This is a genomic window from Phaeobacter gallaeciensis DSM 26640, from assembly GCF_000511385.1.
Taxonomy (GTDB): domain Bacteria; phylum Pseudomonadota; class Alphaproteobacteria; order Rhodobacterales; family Rhodobacteraceae; genus Phaeobacter; species Phaeobacter gallaeciensis.
In genome coordinates, this window is record NC_023138.1 from 21913 (window position 1) to 38069 (window position 16157).

At 58.6% G+C, this 16157-nt stretch carries 17 protein-coding genes; 9 read left to right on the plus strand and 8 right to left on the minus strand.

Translation table 11 applies throughout. The annotated features are described in order from the left end of the window. Positions 1-55 precede the first annotated feature (55 nt). On the minus strand, positions 56-355 hold the full coding sequence (locus tag GAL_RS18300) for an AzlD domain-containing protein (RefSeq protein ID WP_024099031.1): 300 nt from the start codon (positions 353-355) through the stop codon (positions 56-58). Further along, complete coding sequence (locus tag GAL_RS18305) at positions 352-1068, minus strand: AzlC family ABC transporter permease (RefSeq protein ID WP_024099032.1); 717 nt, start codon at positions 1066-1068, stop codon at positions 352-354. Before GAL_RS18305 ends, GAL_RS18300 begins: the two co-directional genes overlap by 4 nt. 88 nt (positions 1069-1156) lie before the next feature. Between GAL_RS18305 and GAL_RS18310 the strand changes: the two genes are divergently transcribed. After that, positions 1157-1630 carry an Lrp/AsnC family transcriptional regulator gene (locus tag GAL_RS18310; RefSeq protein WP_024099033.1) on the plus strand — a complete coding sequence of 158 codons (474 nt, stop codon included), beginning with the start codon at positions 1157-1159 and terminating at the stop codon, positions 1628-1630. 43 nt (positions 1631-1673) lie between these two features. Here GAL_RS18310 and GAL_RS18315 read toward each other — a convergent pair whose 3' ends face one another. Together GAL_RS18315 and GAL_RS18320 are read right to left on the minus strand one after the other, a co-directional pair. Further along, on the minus strand, positions 1674-2990 hold the full coding sequence (locus tag GAL_RS18315) for an MFS transporter (RefSeq protein WP_024099034.1): 1317 nt from the start codon (positions 2988-2990) through the stop codon (positions 1674-1676). 68 nt (positions 2991-3058) lie between these two features. Further along, positions 3059-3985 carry a LysR substrate-binding domain-containing protein gene (locus GAL_RS18320; protein ID WP_024099035.1) on the minus strand — a complete coding sequence of 309 codons (927 nt, stop codon included), beginning with the start codon at positions 3983-3985 and terminating at the stop codon, positions 3059-3061. A 120-nt stretch (positions 3986-4105) separates the two neighbouring features. On the opposite strand from GAL_RS18320, the gene GAL_RS18325 reads away from it, so the two are divergent. From GAL_RS18325 to GAL_RS18340, 4 genes are all read left to right on the plus strand, one after another. Beyond that, positions 4106-5716 carry a GMC family oxidoreductase gene (locus GAL_RS18325; protein ID WP_456153955.1) on the plus strand — a complete coding sequence of 537 codons (1611 nt, stop codon included), beginning with the start codon at positions 4106-4108 and terminating at the stop codon, positions 5714-5716. Then, positions 5713-6888, plus strand: a complete 1176-nt coding sequence (locus tag GAL_RS18330; RefSeq protein WP_024099037.1) for a mandelate racemase/muconate lactonizing enzyme family protein — start codon at positions 5713-5715, stop codon at positions 6886-6888. The genes GAL_RS18325 and GAL_RS18330 overlap by 4 nt, the downstream gene beginning before the upstream one ends. Further along, positions 6885-8369: an aldehyde dehydrogenase family protein gene (locus tag GAL_RS18335; RefSeq protein WP_024099038.1), complete on the plus strand. Its 1485-nt coding sequence runs from the start codon at positions 6885-6887 to the stop codon at positions 8367-8369. Before GAL_RS18330 ends, GAL_RS18335 begins: the two co-directional genes overlap by 4 nt. Positions 8370-8484: 115 nt before the next feature. Continuing rightward, positions 8485-8730 carry a DUF1289 domain-containing protein gene (locus GAL_RS18340; RefSeq protein WP_024099039.1) on the plus strand — a complete coding sequence of 82 codons (246 nt, stop codon included), beginning with the start codon at positions 8485-8487 and terminating at the stop codon, positions 8728-8730. A gap of 41 nt (positions 8731-8771) precedes the next feature. On the opposite strand, the gene GAL_RS18345 is transcribed toward GAL_RS18340, so the two are convergent. The 4 genes from GAL_RS18345 to GAL_RS18360 all read right to left on the minus strand — a co-directional run bounded on the left by GAL_RS18345 (position 8772) and on the right by GAL_RS18360 (position 11737). Beyond that, positions 8772-9245: a Dps family protein gene (locus GAL_RS18345; protein ID WP_024099040.1), complete on the minus strand. Its 474-nt coding sequence runs from the start codon at positions 9243-9245 to the stop codon at positions 8772-8774. Positions 9246-9354: 109 nt separating this feature from the next. Next, entirely contained in the window at positions 9355-9795 is a 441-nt protein-coding gene (locus GAL_RS18350) for a hypothetical protein (protein ID WP_024099041.1), read from the minus strand. 154 nt (positions 9796-9949) lie between these two features. Continuing rightward, on the minus strand, positions 9950-10618 hold the full coding sequence (locus GAL_RS18355; protein ID WP_024099042.1) for a GntR family transcriptional regulator: 669 nt from the start codon (positions 10616-10618) through the stop codon (positions 9950-9952). 93 nt (positions 10619-10711) lie between these two features. Then, complete coding sequence (locus GAL_RS18360) at positions 10712-11737, minus strand: trans-3-hydroxy-L-proline dehydratase (protein ID WP_024099043.1); 1026 nt, start codon at positions 11735-11737, stop codon at positions 10712-10714. Between the two features lie 200 nt (positions 11738-11937). Between GAL_RS18360 and GAL_RS18365 the strand changes: the two genes are divergently transcribed. The 4 genes from GAL_RS18365 to GAL_RS18380 all read left to right on the plus strand — a co-directional run bounded on the left by GAL_RS18365 (position 11938) and on the right by GAL_RS18380 (position 16157). Beyond that, positions 11938-12549, plus strand: a complete 612-nt coding sequence (locus GAL_RS18365) for a helix-turn-helix domain-containing protein (protein ID WP_024099044.1) — start codon at positions 11938-11940, stop codon at positions 12547-12549. A gap of 148 nt (positions 12550-12697) precedes the next feature. Next, the gene (locus tag GAL_RS18370) at positions 12698-14284 is read left to right on the plus strand and encodes an ABC transporter substrate-binding protein (RefSeq protein WP_024099045.1); all 1587 of its coding nucleotides are present in this window, start codon (positions 12698-12700) and stop codon (positions 14282-14284) included. A 68-nt stretch (positions 14285-14352) separates the two neighbouring features. Then, complete coding sequence (locus GAL_RS18375) at positions 14353-15294, plus strand: ABC transporter permease (protein WP_024099046.1); 942 nt, start codon at positions 14353-14355, stop codon at positions 15292-15294. Beyond that, the gene (locus GAL_RS18380) at positions 15291-16157 is read left to right on the plus strand and encodes an ABC transporter permease (RefSeq protein ID WP_024099047.1); all 867 of its coding nucleotides are present in this window, start codon (positions 15291-15293) and stop codon (positions 16155-16157) included. The genes GAL_RS18375 and GAL_RS18380 overlap by 4 nt, the downstream gene beginning before the upstream one ends.

Sequence of the window (16157 nt, forward strand, 5' to 3'; positions counted from 1 at the left end):
GTGGCTGATACCGCTGCGGGTGTTTTTTACGAAGGGAGGCAGGTGCGATTTCACATCATAGAAATGCGGCGTGGGAGAGCACAGCATAGGCTGTGACGCCGACAATCATGGTCCAGATAACGTTGTTTGTTAGTGCGGCAGTCCCTAAAGCAATGGCCGCCGCGATCCAAGTCTGGGGCGGTTGGTTTGCCAAGGACGTCGCAACCAGCGAGATCACGATCAAACCCGGCAGGCGACCCAACAAGGGGGCAAAGCGGGATTGCTGCACCCGATTGCCTGCAACCAGCCCAAGAACCCGGATCCCGAAAGCCATCGCTGCGAGGCTTAGGATCAATCCCCATTCATTCAACGTCATCGCGCCGGTACCTTTCTGCGTAGATTAAGGAGAAGGACTGCAACGCCGGTCAGCGTACCGAGTAAAATGGCATAGGCCGTTGGCATCTGCGCGGTGACCAAGGTGAGACTGGCAACGAAGCTTGCTGTCCAGGGCGCGAGATCGCCGGTGCCTTCCCACAGACCTCGGGCCATTGCGATGAAGGCAGCCGTAAAGGCAAAGCCGAGACCAAAGCGCTCCAAATTACCGAAACTTGACCCGACCAGTGCGCCGAGGGCCGTTGACAGGGTCCAGACCGAAATCATCACGCAGCCGGACCCGATCAGGAAACCGGCGCCAATCTGCGGGTTTTTCACCCGTCCTGCCATCGTCAGGGCCCAGTTTTCATCGCCGGTTATGTGGATCGCCAGCAGTTTTTTCCACAGCGACAGCCCATCCAGCAGCGGTACTAGCGAGGCCACGATCCCGATGTAGCGCAGATTGAGCGCGGCACCGGCCAGCACCGCGCCGAGAAGAGCTGAGCCGCTGGAGAATTGTTCAACCGCAACAATCTGCGAGGAACCGGCATGCACCAAACCGCTCATTGTGGCGATCCCCCACCACGGAAAGCCGATCTGGGCTGCCAAAACGCCAAAGGCAAAGCCATAAAGGGATGCCCCCAGTGCCAAGGGCAGAATTGCCAGTGCGCCTTGGGCCAGTGATGCGGTCGGTATGTGTGGTGTGTGATGTGTCATCACATTGTTCTATCAGCGGTGCGTGATGTTCCCTATCGCTCATTTTTGTGAATAGTGATCATATTTGATCACCTATACGGAGAATATGATGCAGGAAAGTCAGGTAGATGCCGCGGACCGTATGCTGTTGACCCAGCTGCAGCGGGACGCGCGCACAACGGTGCAGCAGATGGCGGAGAAAAGCGGTCTGTCCACCGCCTCAGTGCAGCGCCGCCTGCGGCGGTTGCGTGAGGCTGGTGTTTTGCAAAAGGAAGTCGCGCTGGTTGATCAGAAAAAGGTTGGATTAGGCGTTACTGCGATTGTTTCCGTGGAGTTGGAACGGGATCGGCTTGAGCAGATTGATGCGTTCAAGCGAAAGGCGCGGATCGATCCGCAAGTGCTGCATTTTTATTGCATCGCGGGTGACGCTGATTTTGTTATGGTCGTGGTCGCGCCGGACATTGCGGGCTACGAGGCGTTCACCCATCGATTTTTCTTTTCTGACAACAACGTGCGTAAATTCCGCACCTCAATTGTGGTGTCGACTGAGAAAAGCACACAGGAACTTCCGCTGGATATTTAGGGACCTTGGTCCACCGCACGTGGGGGATCACAGATCGGCGCCGTTATGTTCGCGGGTGCAAATCGTCGACGACCACCGGATGCCGGTGGTTCGGCCCATGGCCATAGGTGGCCAGATGGGGGTGATCAGGGGGCAGGTCAGAGTGATCATGGGCAGCTGCCTCAATCTGATGCGTGAAATCAGCATCGCGGTGCCAGAGTTTTGTGGCGAGCAGCAATCCGCCGCCTGCAAGGGTCCCCAGCAGCAGAAATGTGGCATCGAAGCCTGCGCGCGCGCCAATCTGCCCAGCGAGTGGATAGGTTAGCAGCCAGCAGGCGTGGCTGAGCGCAAACTGCGCGGCAAATAAGGCGGGGCGATCCTCTGGTAGGGCAGACCGCCTCAGCAATCTGCCGACGGGGGTCTGGGCCAGGCTGAAGCCAAAGCCGAGCAGTGCCCAAAGCGCCACCAGAAGATTGAAACTGTCGGCCCACGGACCGATCCACAGACCGATGGTCAACAGCGCGCCACCTGCCAGCATCGGAGGGCGATCCGGCATATGGTCCAGCACCCGCGGCAGCAGCAGGGCGGCCACCATCGAGCCACCGCCAAAGGCCGCCAGCGCGATGGCAACCTGGGGTTCGCTGAGAGCAAAGCGGCCCTTGACCAGCACAACGGTATTGACCAGGACCATCGCGGAGGCCGCTGCGACCACCAGGTTCAACGCTAGAAGACCACGCAGTCTTGGGGTGGCGAAATAGAGTCGGATACCGCGTGTTGTCCGATCCCAGATGCCGCGTGGTGTGCTGGGCTGTGGCGATGGGATCGGCACCGAGACCACAAGGAGGGCAGAGGCTAGAAATCCGATCACGGTTCCACCAAACAGCACCGGGAAACTGACGATGGTGAGAAGGGTTGCAGCCAGCATCGGCGACAGCAGGCTTTCCAGATCATAGGCCAGCCGCGACAGCGATAGCGCCCGGGTATATTCGGCTTCATCAGGCAGCACATCGGGAATGGTGGCCTGAAAGGTCGGGGTGAACCCTGCTGAGGCCGCCTGCATGAGAAAGATCAGACTGTAAATATGCCAGATCTCGGTGACGAAGGGCAGGGCAAGCGCAACAGCGGCACGGATGAGATCAAGCGATACCAACATGACGCGCCGCGGCAGCCGGTCTGCGAGGGCGGAGGCGACAGGCGCCAATCCGACATAGGCAAGCATCTTGATCGCGAGGGCGGTGCCAAGGACGACGCCTGCCTGCTCGCCAGCGATTTGCCAAGCCAACAGTCCAAGAGCGATGGTGGCAAGCCCGGTTCCCAGCAACGCGATGATCTGAGCGGCGAGAAGATGGCGGTAGGTTCGATTTGCGAGAACAGAGAGCATGCCGACCCAGGGTGCGTTATTGTCAGGATATGAGACGGTTCGCTTATCCGGTCCGCCCGGCGCCAACCCTAGCTGTCCGCTGGCGATGAGGCAATCGCGGTGCGGATCAGTTCGGCACTGCTTTGGGCTTGAGACTGCAACCAGCTTACCAGTGTTCGGACCTCTGGGCGGTGGCTATTGCGATCAGATGGAAGGACCAGATGGTGACCATGTTGTGTCGAAAGTTCCGTGAGGCTGGCGCGCAGCAGCGTGCCACGGTCCAGATAAGGGCGGGCAAACACATCAGCGACCAGCGCAACTCCCAGACCCCGATCGGCAAGTTCAAGGGCGATCAGCGACTGATCGACCTTGTAGGCTGGTTCAGGGAGTGTGGCCTCCGGGTTGTGGCGCGCAAAGAAATGACGCCAAGTATCGACGACACCGCTCATCTCAATCAGCGGCAGTTTGTGCAAATCGGGATAGGGTGCGCTGCCAAGCAGGCTGGGTGCGGCAACTGCAATCACCTTGTTTTGCATCAAGGGTAAGACAGCTCCGTCGCGCCAGCTGCCATCGCCATAGCGAATGTCGATATCGATGGCTTCCCCTTGGGACAACTCGCTCCACGAGGAGGACAACACCCGCAGTCGGCTGTCAGGATAACGTGTTTTATAATCCTCAAGCAGTGGCATCAGCCACAGAAGGTTCAGCGAGGTCAGACAGCGGAGTGTCACCTCCTGCTGGACCCCGTTGCCAAAGAGGTTCCAGGTGGTGGCGTCGATATCCGCAAACGCTTTGGCCACGATCGGCAGATAGGCATGTCCCAGACGGGTCAGGCTGAGCAATTTATGGTCCCGGTGAAACAACTTATGCCCCAATTGCGCCTCCAGCCCGCGCACCTGATAGCTGACCGCAGAGGGGGTGAGGCCCAGCTCCTCGGCGGCCTGGGTGAAGCTGCCGTGGCGGGCGCTGGCGTCAAAGGCGCGAAGCCAGGTCATCGGGGGAAGATCGCGATACATACGGCCAGAATACCTTTGCTGCGAATTTTTTTAAGGTGCTGACGAATTATTTTTCGTTTCTGGATTTGTCCCATGCTTTGTAACGATCTGACGACAGGAGATATGCGGGCGGTCGGGCAAGTGATGGGATTTGACTACATTATTGTTGGTGCGGGATCTGCGGGATGTGTGCTGGCGGACCGGTTGAGCCGATCCGGGCGGCATAAGGTGCTGATCCTGGAAGCAGGCGGGCGCGGGCGCTCTCCCTGGATTGCGCTGCCGCTGGGGTATGGCAAGACGTTCTTCGATCCGGCGGTGAACTGGAAATATGAGAGTGAGCGCGAGGAAGCGCTTGCCGGGCGCGCAGGGTATTGGCCGCGCGGCAAGGGTGTTGGCGGCTCCGGTGCGATCAATGCGCTGGTTTATGCGCGTGGGTTGCCGCAGGATTTTGACGATTGGGAGACCGCTGGGGCCACAGGTTGGGGCTGGGAAGCTGTCCGGCAGTGCTACGAGGCAATGGAAACCCAAGTGGCGCCGGATGGGCAACGCCACGGGACGGGTCCGTTGCATGTGCAGGATGTGTCGGATCAGGTCCACCCGGCGAACCGGCATTTCTTTGCGGCGGCGGATGAACTGGGACTGCCCAGCACCGATGACATCAATGATCCGAGGGGCGAAGGTGCAACGGCCTATCGGATTAATACCAGCGGCGGACGGCGCATGCATTCCGCGCGGGCGTTTCTAGCCCCTGCTTTGAAGCGCAAAAACGTCACCTTGATGACCGACGCGCTGGTCGAACGGATCACCTTTGACGGGCGCCGCGCTGTTTCGGTTCAAGTGCGACGGCGGGGACAATCCATGTCGATAGCAGCGGGGCGGGAGATCATTCTCTCAGCCGGGGCAGTTGCCTCGCCCGGTCTGCTGCAGAGCTCCGGCATTGGGTCTGCGGAGCTGTTGCGCAGGCTTGGAATTGAGATCGTTGATGATCAGCCGCAGGTCGGCGGCAATCTGCAGGACCATCTGGGGATCAACTACTATTTCCGCGCGACTGAGCCGACGTTGAATAACGTTCTGTCGCCATTGTCAGGCAAGATCCGCGCGGCGTTGCACTATGCTCTGTGGCGACGGGGGCCGCTGGCGCTGTCGGTGAACCAATGTGGCGGCTATTTCCGAAGTGCGCAGTCGCTGACGAGGCCTGATCAGCAACTCTACTTTAACCCGGTGACCTATACGACGACGCCGGAAGGCAAGCGCGAGGTGATCCGTCCCGATCCTTTTGCCGGGTTTATTCTCGGCTTTCAGCCAAGCCGCCCGACAAGCCGGGGACGGATAGATATTTGTAGCGCTGATATGACCGCAGCACCGCTGATCCGACCAAACTCGCTCGCAACCGAGCAAGATCGCTCACAGGTCATTGCGGGTGGGCGGCTTTGTCAGCAGTTGGCCAAAACCTCGGCTCTGGATGGTCTGATCGAGGCGGCGATGGGGACGGACCTGCGAGAGATGACGGATGCGGATATACTGTCTGATTTTCGCGAACGTTGTGGCACAGTGTTCCACCCCGTCGGCACCTGTCGAATGGGCGCAGATGCCAGCACAAGTGTTGTTTGTCCGAGACTGAAACTGCATGGGTTTGATGGTGTCCGGGTGGTGGATGCCTCTGTCTTTCCCAATATCACCTCGGGCAATACCAATGCCCCAACCATGATGCTGGCCCATCGGGCCGCTGATCTTATTCTGGAGTCCCCATGAGCACGCCCTATTCAGCATCTGGTGCCGTCCCCGTTGGGGCCGGTCGTGGCAAAGACGATGGCGGTCCCCGGATACGTCGTATTGAAACCTTCTGCAGCCCGCTTGTGGGGTTTGTTCGGGTGACGTCTGAGGACGGGCAGCAGGGCTGGGGGCAGGTGTCTACCTATAACAGCGATCTGACCTGCGAGATCCTCCATCGGCAAGTGGCGCCTTGGGCTTTGGGCCGGGGCATGGATGCGATGGAGGCGGTGATCGCTGAGATTCCGCTGCGAGAGCACAAATATCCCGGCACCTATTTGCGGCGCGCAATGGCGGGGCTTGATACCGCGGTCTGGGATTGGCGGGGCCGGGTGGCGCAAAAGCCCGTTGCGGAATTGCTGGGTGGATCAGCTGGTCCGATCCGCGCCTATGCGTCGTCGATGCGTCGCGACATCACGCCCGAGGATGAGGCGGAGCGGATGAAAGCGCTGCGCGATGATCTCGGGTTTGATGCCTTCAAGGTGCGGGTGGGGGCTGAATGTGGCGAAGACCGCGACGAATGGCCGGGGCGGACGGAGACAATCATTCCCCAGATCCGCGCCGCACTGGGGGAGGGGGCGGCGCTGTTGGTTGATGGCAATTCCGGGTTCTCGCCCAAACGCTCCATCGAGGTGGGGCAGTTGCTGCAGGAGCATGGCTATGAGCATTTTGAGGAACCCTGCCCCTATTGGATGCTGGAGCAGACCGCAGAGGTGACCCGTGCGCTAGATTTGGATGTGGCAGGCGGTGAGCAGGATTGGGATTTGCAGACCTGGCACCGCATGATCGAGATGCGTGCGGTCGATATCATTCAGCCTGATATTCTCTATCTTGGTGGGATGACGCGGAGCATGGAGGTGGCCCGCCTTGGCGCTGCGGCTGGGCTTCCATGCACGCCTCATTGCGCAAATCTGTCGATGGTGACGCTGTTCACGATGCATATGCTGCGCGCCGTTGATCTGCCCGGGCGTTATCTAGAGTTCTCAATTGAGGGCGAGGATTATTACCCCTGGCAGCGCGATCTCTTTGTCACCGACCCGTTTGTGATCAGTGATGGCCAGGCTGTGGTCCGCGATGTGCCCGGGTGGGGCGTCGAGATCAATCCTGAGTGGCTGGCCACGTCGAAATACACCTGTAGTGAGGATACGCCATGAGCGCTGATCAATTGATCGCCGCCTATTTTGAGACCGGGACGCTGCCGGATCTGCCGCGTGATCATTTCATTGATGGGCGCGCTGTAGCATCTGGGGCCGGCGAGCGGATGGAGAGTTTCGACCCCGGACGGGGTACCGCATTTGCTGATTTTGCAGCGGGCGATGCGGCGGATGTTGATCACGCGGTGTCCAGCGCCGTGGCCGGGTTTGAAGCTTGGAGTGCCACACCTCCTGCGCGGCGATGCGCCATCCTGAACGAAGCCGCTCGGCTGATGCGGCAGGAGGCGGAGCATCTGGCCGTTGTTGAATGCATCGATAGCGGGAAGACCCTGGCGGAGGCGCGTGGTGATATCGCGGGGTCTGCTCGACTGCTGGAGTATTACGCCGGTGCTGCGGACAAATTGGATGGGCGCAGTGTGAACCTCGGCAATGGCAATGCTGCATTCACCCTGCGTGAGCCAGTTGGCGTGACCGCGCATATCGTGCCGTGGAACTATCCGACCTCAACCTTGGTTCGCGGCATCGCACCGGCGTTGGCGACAGGGTGTTCCGCGGTTGTGAAACCGGCGGAGACAACGCCGTTCACGGCCCTGATGATTGCCGATCTTCTGATCCGGGCGGGGCTGCCTGCGGGCGTGGTCAACGTGGTGACGGGCACCGGGATTGCTGTAGGCGCACCGCTGGTACGTGACCCCCGTGTGCGGCATGTCACCTTCACGGGTTCGGTGGCCACTGGGGTTGGTGTGATGCAGAGCGTGGCCCCCAATGTGACCGGGTTGACGCTGGAGCTGGGGGGCAAATCCCCTCTTGTTGCCTTTGGTGATGCGGATGTGGATGCCGTGGTTGAGGGCGCGCTTTGGGCGATTTTCTCGAACGCGGGGCAGATCTGTTCCGCCGGATCGCGGTTGGTGATCCACCGCAGTCTTCATGCCGAGGTGCGTGACAAACTGGTGGCGCGGGCGCAGATGTTGCGGGTGGGCCACGGGTTGCGCGGGCCGGATATCGGAGCGGTAAACTCTGTCCGGCATTTGGCGCAGATAGCCGATCATGTCAGCCGCGCCGGGGCGCGCGGGGTTGAGATCGTCACCGGTGGCGAAGTTCTGACCGATGTTGAGAGTGGCGCGGGCTGGTTCTATGCGCCGACCATTCTGGATAACCTCGCGGCCAACGATGATGCCGTCCAGCAGGAGATTTTTGGCCCTGTGTTGGCCATTCAGGTCTTTGACGACGAGGCTGAGGCGCTGGCCCTGGCCAATGGTACCGAATTTGCGTTGGCTGCGGGTATCTACACTCAGGATATCGCAACCGCGCTGCGTATGGCGCGGCGGATTGATGCGGGGCAGGTGACCGTCAATGACTATTGGGCGGGCGGGATTGAGCTGCCGTTTGGCGGCAACCGTAAATCGGGGTTCGGGCGAGAGAAGGGTCTGGAAGGTCTGGATGCCTATACCAGAAGCAAGGCGATCACGTTGGCCGTTTGACCGGTTGCGCGCAGAATTGTTTAAAATCGACAAAAACACTCGTCTTTATGGTTGCAGTGGCGTCGGAGTCATACCATGTGTGTGCCAAGTTGCCCGGTAACGCATAAGGTCAGATATGCCCAAGACGCCCAGCCCCTGTATTGATGTTTGTAAATTCAAACGTGAGGGTCATTGCATCGGCTGTTCGATGACCAAAGCGCAAAAATCACTCTTCAAGGGGTTGAAGAAGGACAGCCATCGGCGGGCCTTTGTCACCATGCTGACTTCGCAGCAGGGACAGTTGGGCAAATACACCCATTGGGATATCGCCTACCGCAAAAAGTTGGAGAAACGAAAAATCGCGGCCGAGGATATCCTCTGACCGCGACCAATCTAGTGTTGCCAAACCTGATTTTCTGAGGCTTAGCCTGCAAGATGCGAGCGCAGGAACCAGGCGAATTTTTCATGTGTCTGACCGCGCGCGATGCAGAGATCCTCGGTCAGTGTGTCGCCGTGATCGGCGGCCAGTGCACCACAGCCAGCGAGAGTTGAGGCCAACGTCTCCTGTGCTTCCATCATGATGCGGATCATTTCCTTATCAGTGGCATGACCGTCATGCTCGGCCACTTTGGAGCGTTTCAGCATCCCGGCCAATGTCCCTTCGGCGTGAACGTCCAATGCGCGTACACGTTCCGCCAGATCATCTTGCCCGAGGAAGTGATCTTCGTAGATCTTTTGGAACAGATCATGCAGAGGGCCAAATGCCATACCTTTGACGTTCCAGTGAAAGTTCTGGGCCAGCATCGTGGTGACAGCGGTTTCTGCCACGGACTGGTTCAGCGCATCGGCGATCGCGGTTTTCGAATCGGTCGAAAGTGCGGCAGCGGTCTGTGTCATCGTGTTCCCCATTATTCCGTAATAAAATAGCTGGCTGGCAGGAAGCTGGCTTGCTGTAAGCCATACAATACCTGACACGACGCATAGATCAAGAGTTTTTAGAACGATTCTAAATTTTAGGGAATTGCTCGGAAATACGCCCTAGTAAAAACCCGATGTAACGGCGGCGGGCGGGATCAATTTGTGACCTCAGCAGAAAGCCGAGGCTGTCGTAATCCTGCTCGGAGACCCGTGACAGGCAGCGCAAAACCCAAGCTTCGTCGAATGAGATCTCCGTGGTGCCAGGGCGGAACCATTTGATTCGGCGGGGCATCGCCTCTGGCAGGCATTTCACAAATGTGTCGATATAGGTGCGTCTGGCATCTTCCCCATCGACGCAGAGCAGGGCGCAGGCCTCAAAGAGGTCAGTGCGCGCGGCAGCTCGGCACCCCATTGCAGCAAGACGCAAGGTATTGAGAATGCTATATTCTTGTTCGTTGAACACGGGCGCGTGGCGCAAGTCATCAGGGGCCTGCGATTGTGGCAGGGGCAATGTCTGCACTGGCATCATCGGTGATGGATCCGTCTGCTGTAACCCGCGTTCGGGCGTTCTGAATAATTCCTGACTAAATATATTGGTTTTAGGTTTATTCACAAGAGGGGAAGATCGGCCTCCTGCGGAATTCACGCAGTACCCACTGTTCGCGTCGATGGCCGAGCTGGGGCTAGGCGCGGTTCTCGGCGACCAATGTGAGCAGCTCTTCCTTGGTGCGTGAGATATGCCGGGTCAGGGCGGTACATGCGGCGTCGATATCGCGCGCTTCGGCCAAGGCCAAGAGATCGCGATGCTCTGCCTTGGCGGGTTCGCGCTGTTTCATCACACTTAGATGCATGCGGATGAACCGGTCGGAGTGGAGGCTGAGCCCCTGCAGCATCTCATTGGTCAGTTTGCGCTCAGCCGCAGCATAAAGCGCGGAATGATAACGATGGTTCAGTGCGCCCCATGTCGCGACATCATCTGCGTCATAGGAGGCGTCCATCTCATCCAGGATCTGGTCGCATCGGGCGAAATCCGTAGTGGTCATCGCGGGGATCGAACGGCGAAACAGATCCACCTCGACCAGAATACGTAGATCAAAGATTTCAGCGATTTCCCGCAGCGAGTGTTTGGTCACCGTGGCTCCACGATTGTTTGTGAACAGCACCAAACCTTCGGCGTCCAAGCGCTTCAGTGCCTCGCGCACGGGCATGCGTGACACGTCATATTCTTCGGCCAAAGCCTCCTGACGGATCGGTTCACCCTCCGCCAGTTCGCCGCTCAAAATGCGTTCACGCAGATCGGCGGCGATAACGTCGGGGAGGGTGTTGCGGGAGATGGCACGCCTTGCTGCCATTGGGACCTCATCAGTGGTGGTTGCGTTTGGTGCCGTTTGGCGAGGGTTGATTGGGTGTGCCCTGTTGTGGTCGGCCGATCAAGAGGATCTGCATCACGCCCCCCAGGTGTCACTGAGGCGATAGCCTGTTGGCCAAGGATCGTCGGGATCCAGCATGTGTTGGTGTGTGCCGGTGATCCACCCCCTCCCGCTGATTTCAGGTATGATTGCGGCGAGGTCACCCACGGTTGTTTGCGCCGCGATGCGGCCCTTAAAGCTTGAGCCGATGATTGAAATTGCCTCGAAGTCCTGTTCTGCGGTTATCTGCCCCTTGGCGAGCATGAGAGCCATCCGCGCTGAAACAGCAGTGCCGGTTGGAGAGCGATCAACCTTGCCAGGTTGGATCGTCACGGCCGAGCGACTGCGCAGACCGGTTGCTGTCGGCGTGAGCGGTCCGCAGAACGCGCAGAAAGAAATATGCGCCCAGTCCGGGTTGGTGGGATGGGTAAACCCCAGCTGCTGATTGGCTGCCCCAAGGATGCGGCTGCCGATCTGGGCCAGTGTTTTGGCTTCTGGCTCGCAGATCTCAAGCTCCAGATCCGCAGCCTGAACCACCACAAAACTGTCGCCGCCATAGGCGGTATCTACATGCAGGGTTCCGATTCCCGGCACGTTCAACGGAACGCTGATTTCGCCAGCAAAGCTGGGGACATTTCGAACATAAATGCGCTGCGCCTTGCCGTCCCTGCATTCGGCGCGGACGCGCACCAAACCACCGGGCGCCTCCAGCGTCAGGTGGGTCTCGGGTTCCTGCATTGGCAGGATGCCACTGTCCAGCAGGACGGTGGCAACGCAGATCGAATTTGACCCCGACATCGGCGGCGTGAACTCGGGTTCCATGATGATGAAACCTATATCGGCATCCGGATGTTTCGGTGGCACGAGAAGGTTCACATGCCGAAACACGCCACCGCGCGGTTCATTGAGCATAAAATTCCGTAGGGTCTGGTCCTCTGCGATGAAAGAGCGCTGCTCCCAGAGGGTGGCGCCGGGCGGCGGGGCGACACCGCCAACGATGACATCGCCCACTTCCCCCTCGGCATGAGCGGAAATTACATGTACGGTCTTGGTGCTGCGCATCGGACCTCTCTGAGGTTGGAAACAAGCGAAACGCCTCGCGAGGTCAATCGCAGGCTATTTCTGATGTAGCACTTCAATAAATTTTAGTATACGTTTTCCTGGCACTGGCGGCTCCACTATCCCTAAGCCACCCCGGATGATCGGTTTGATGTCTTTGGATGGTAGGGCGCGAGGCTCGCCGAAATTTTCAGGATATCGACATGGACGTCTCAGGCACGCGCAAATCAGGCACCAACAAAAGAAATCGGAAAAAAGACAACCCTGAGCAATTGGGCAATGCGATCCGCCGTCGTCGCAAGGCGATGGGAATGACAATGGTGCAAGTTGCCGAGGAAACCGAGCTGACGCCCGGATTCATCTCACAGGTGGAACGCGGCATCAGCACGCCGTCGCTGTCGTCTCTGTTGTCGATTGCTGCCTCTTTGCAGACCACTGTGGAGCAACTGTTGAGTGTTGAGGAAGAATTTCGCGAATATATTCATAAGGATAATCGGCAAACCTATGCGTTGGGCGTAAACGGCAGGCTCTACGAGAAACTGGGGCCGGGGTTCTCTGGCGCGCTGTGCTATCCTTCCATCATTCACCGACCTCCCGGCCATGTGTCAGAAAAAATGTGCCATGAAGGAGAGGTGTTTTGCTATCTGATTTCAGGACAGCTCGAATATCATCTGGGCGATGCCGTGCATATCATGTCACCGGGGGACACCGTCCATCATGACTGCTCAAAACCACATTATTCGATTGTGTTGAGTGAGGAAGAGGCTGTCGAACTCTGGGTCAGCACCATGCCGATGAAAAGCGCGTCGCGCTGAACTGGTTGTCCGGATCGGACTTTCATCAGCGGAATAAGGGTTCTGCTCACCTCGCAACATATTTTGCTAAAAATAATTTTAGTAATTTTAAAACTCACGCTATGCTTCCTCCTATGAGACGGAGAATCGATCTGGGAGGATCTCACAAATGACAAAAAAACTGGTGGCGGCTGCAGCCGTCCTGACCACAGCATTGACCGCGCCAGCCCTGGCGCAGGACCGCGGCGGCGTGCTGAATTTCGCCCGCTATGATGGCTCTACGCTGATTGACCCGATCTATGCTGATCGGAACCCAGACATCTGGATGGTTGGCAGTCTGTTTGATACATTGCTGCGCCCCAGTCAGGATGGGAACTCCGTCGTACCTGGCCTCGCCGAGAGCTATACTGTGTCAGAAGATGGTACCACCGTGTCGTTGACCCTGCGTGAGGGCATCAAGTTTTCCGACGGAACACCGCTCACCGGTGAAGATGTGGTGTTTTCGCTGAATCGTGCGCGTGATGCTGATCTAAGCCCTTGGGCGGGTCTTCTCGGAACATTGGATACAGTTGCCAATAATGGCAGTGAGATCAAGCTGACGCTTTCGGCGCCTGATCCCACGATCCTGTCGATGCTCGCCACCTTCACGACCGGCATCGTTTCCAAGGCGACGTTCGAGGCTGCCGATGGTGCGACCGATCAGGAAAAATCCGCTGCTATATTTGCCGCGAAAAGTGCTGGCGTTGGCACCGGGCCCTTTTACCTCTGTGGGTTCGAACAGGGGACCTCGATGGATTTCTGTGCCAATGAGCACTACTGGCGCGCTGGGGCTGACGGCAAACCGCTGCCTTACCTGGAGGGCGTTCATTTTGAAATCATTCCGGATGACGCCACCCGCATTCTGAAGCTGCAGGCGGGCGAGATGGATGCGGCAGAGTTCATCCCTTTCTCGCGCGTGGCTGAGCTGGAAGCGGATCCGAAGATTGATATGAACCTGTTCCCGTCAACCAGGATTATCTATTCGCCGATCAACACGCGCCCGACGCGGGCGGATGGGTCGCCCAACCCGCTGGCCGATGCGCGTGTGCGCCAGGCGTTGAACTATGCCACCAACAAGCAGGCGCTGATTGGCCTGGTGCTGCAGGGGGCTGGCAAGCCGATGACCTCGCCGCTGATGGCGGCGGCGACGCAGCTGGCCACTGAAACCGATCCGCTCTACGGCTATGATATCGACAAGGCAAAGGCGCTGATTGCCGAGGCCGGTCTGGCGCCGGGCACGGAGATCACCTTTACCACTCTGGCCGGTTCCGCTGATGACAGCACCATCTTCGCAGCGCTGCAGCAGATGTGGGCGCCTTTGGGTATCCAGCTGAAGGTGGAGCAGGTGGATAATGCCACCCGTGGTGCAAAAAATCGGTCTGGTGAGTTCGACATCCATACCTATGGCTGGGTCAATGACGTGAATGATCCAAGTCAGGTCACCGGTTGGCTGGGCTATTTCCCGACGGCGAAGGCGGTTGGCACAGGTTGGGAGAACGAGAAGTTCAACAGCCTGTTCGAAGCCTCGGCGACGGAAATGGATGCGGACTCTCGTGCTGGCCAATACGCCGAGATGCAGTCGATCTATGCCGAAGCCGCACCGCTTCTGTTCATGTATGAGACGCCGTTTGCCGTGGCCGTGGCCAAGAGTGTCAGCGGATATGTGCAGACACCGTTGGGTAACAACCTGTTCGAGGAGGCGTCGATCAACCGCTGATCGACCGGTTTGGACAACCAAACGCCGTCAGCCCAGCTGGTTGACGGCGCCGATGAACGGATGCCGAAATGGCCACTATTCAATATATTCTCAAGCGCCTGGCACTGATGGCGGTGACCTTCTTTCTGGTCATGATCATCATCTTTTTGCTGGTGCGCCTGTTGCCGGGGGATCCGGCTATCGCCATTGCAGGGGATCGCGCGTCTGACGCTGACCTAGCTGCCATTCGAGAACGACTGGGGCTGAACCAACCCCTTGTGATCCAGTTCTGGCAATTCCTGTCCAACACCGTCCAGGGGGATCTGGGACGTTCGATCCTGATGCGCGCCCCGGTGATGGATGTGATTGCCAGCCGCCTGCCAACGACGCTGTTTCTGACCACCTATGCGGTGGCCTTGTCCGTGCTGATTGCGGGGCCGCTGGCTTTTGTTGCGGCACTCAACCGGGGGCGCTGGCCGGATGCGGTGATCCGCACTGTTTTTCAGGTCGGCCTGTCGATGCCGGTGTTTTATATTGGTCTGATATTGCTCACCTTTCTGGCGGCACAGCTGCGCTGGTTCCCGGTGGGCGGATATGGCGATAGCTTTGGGGCAAGGCTTTATCATCTGTTCCTGCCGTCGGTGGCGGTCGCACTTTATACATCTGCGATCATCATGCGGAACCTGCGGTCGGCCATCGTTGAGGTGGTGGATGCGGAATATGTCGAATTTGCCCGAGCCAAAGGGCTGTCGGCCTGGCAGATACTTGGGCGGCATGTGCTGCGAAATGCGCTGATCTCCACAGTCACGCTGCTGGGTCTGTCTATTGGCAACCTGATGAGCGGGACTTTGGTTACCGAGACGGTCTTTGCCGTTCCGGGGGTGGGCCGGTTGATGCTGGAGGCGATTTTTGCCCGTGATTATCCGCTGATTCAGGGGCTGACCCTGACGTTTGCCGTGCTGGTGTCGATCGTATTCCTGCTGACCGATCTGATCCAGAGCGCCCTAGACCCGAGGATGCGACTGACATGACTGATGCCACACTCCAGTCGCCTGAGGCGACGCGCCCGCAGCAGAGCCGGTGGCAGATAGCCCTGCGCAAACCCGGCTTCATGATTGGTGTCGCCATTATTGCCGTCTCGACGCTGCTGGCCATCGCGCCGGGGCTGTTCGCCCCATATGACCCCAACTTCATTGACTATAACGCGGTGCGTCAGCCGCCGAGCTGGGCGCATCCCTTTGGCACCGACATGCTGGGTCGGGACAGTTTGAGCCGGGTTATCTCAGCCTACTCGGTGAATATGCAGATGGCGGTTCTGGCCACGGTCTTTGCGATGCTGATTGGCGTCATCATCGGCGCATTGGTCGGATATTATCGCGGGGTCGCCGATATGATCTTTGGCCGGGTGGTGGATGCGGTCATCACCTTTCCCTTTCTGGTTCTGGTGATTGCGGTTGTTGCCGTGCTGGGGCCGGGACTGGTCAATATGTATATCGCCATTACAGTGGTTGGCTGGGTGTATTACGCGCGCCTGATGCGCGCGGAGGTGATCACCCAGATGGGCAACGACTATGCCTCGGCAGGGGTGGTCATGGGGTATTCCGACCGGCGGGTTATTTTTCGCCACCTGTTACCCAATGCGATCACCCCGGTGATTGTCTACTGGATGACGGATATGTCGCTGGCAATCCTGTTGGGGTCCTCGCTGGGATACCTCGGTCTGGGCGCGCAGCCACCGCAGGCTGAATGGGGTGTTTTGATTGCCGAAGGGCGCAATTTCATCACCACCGCCTGGTGGCTCAGCCTGATGCCGGGCATCGCCATCGTACTGACCGGGATTGGATTTTCGCTGATTGGTGATGGGTTGGCCGACCTGTTGCGGCCCCGTGGTTGA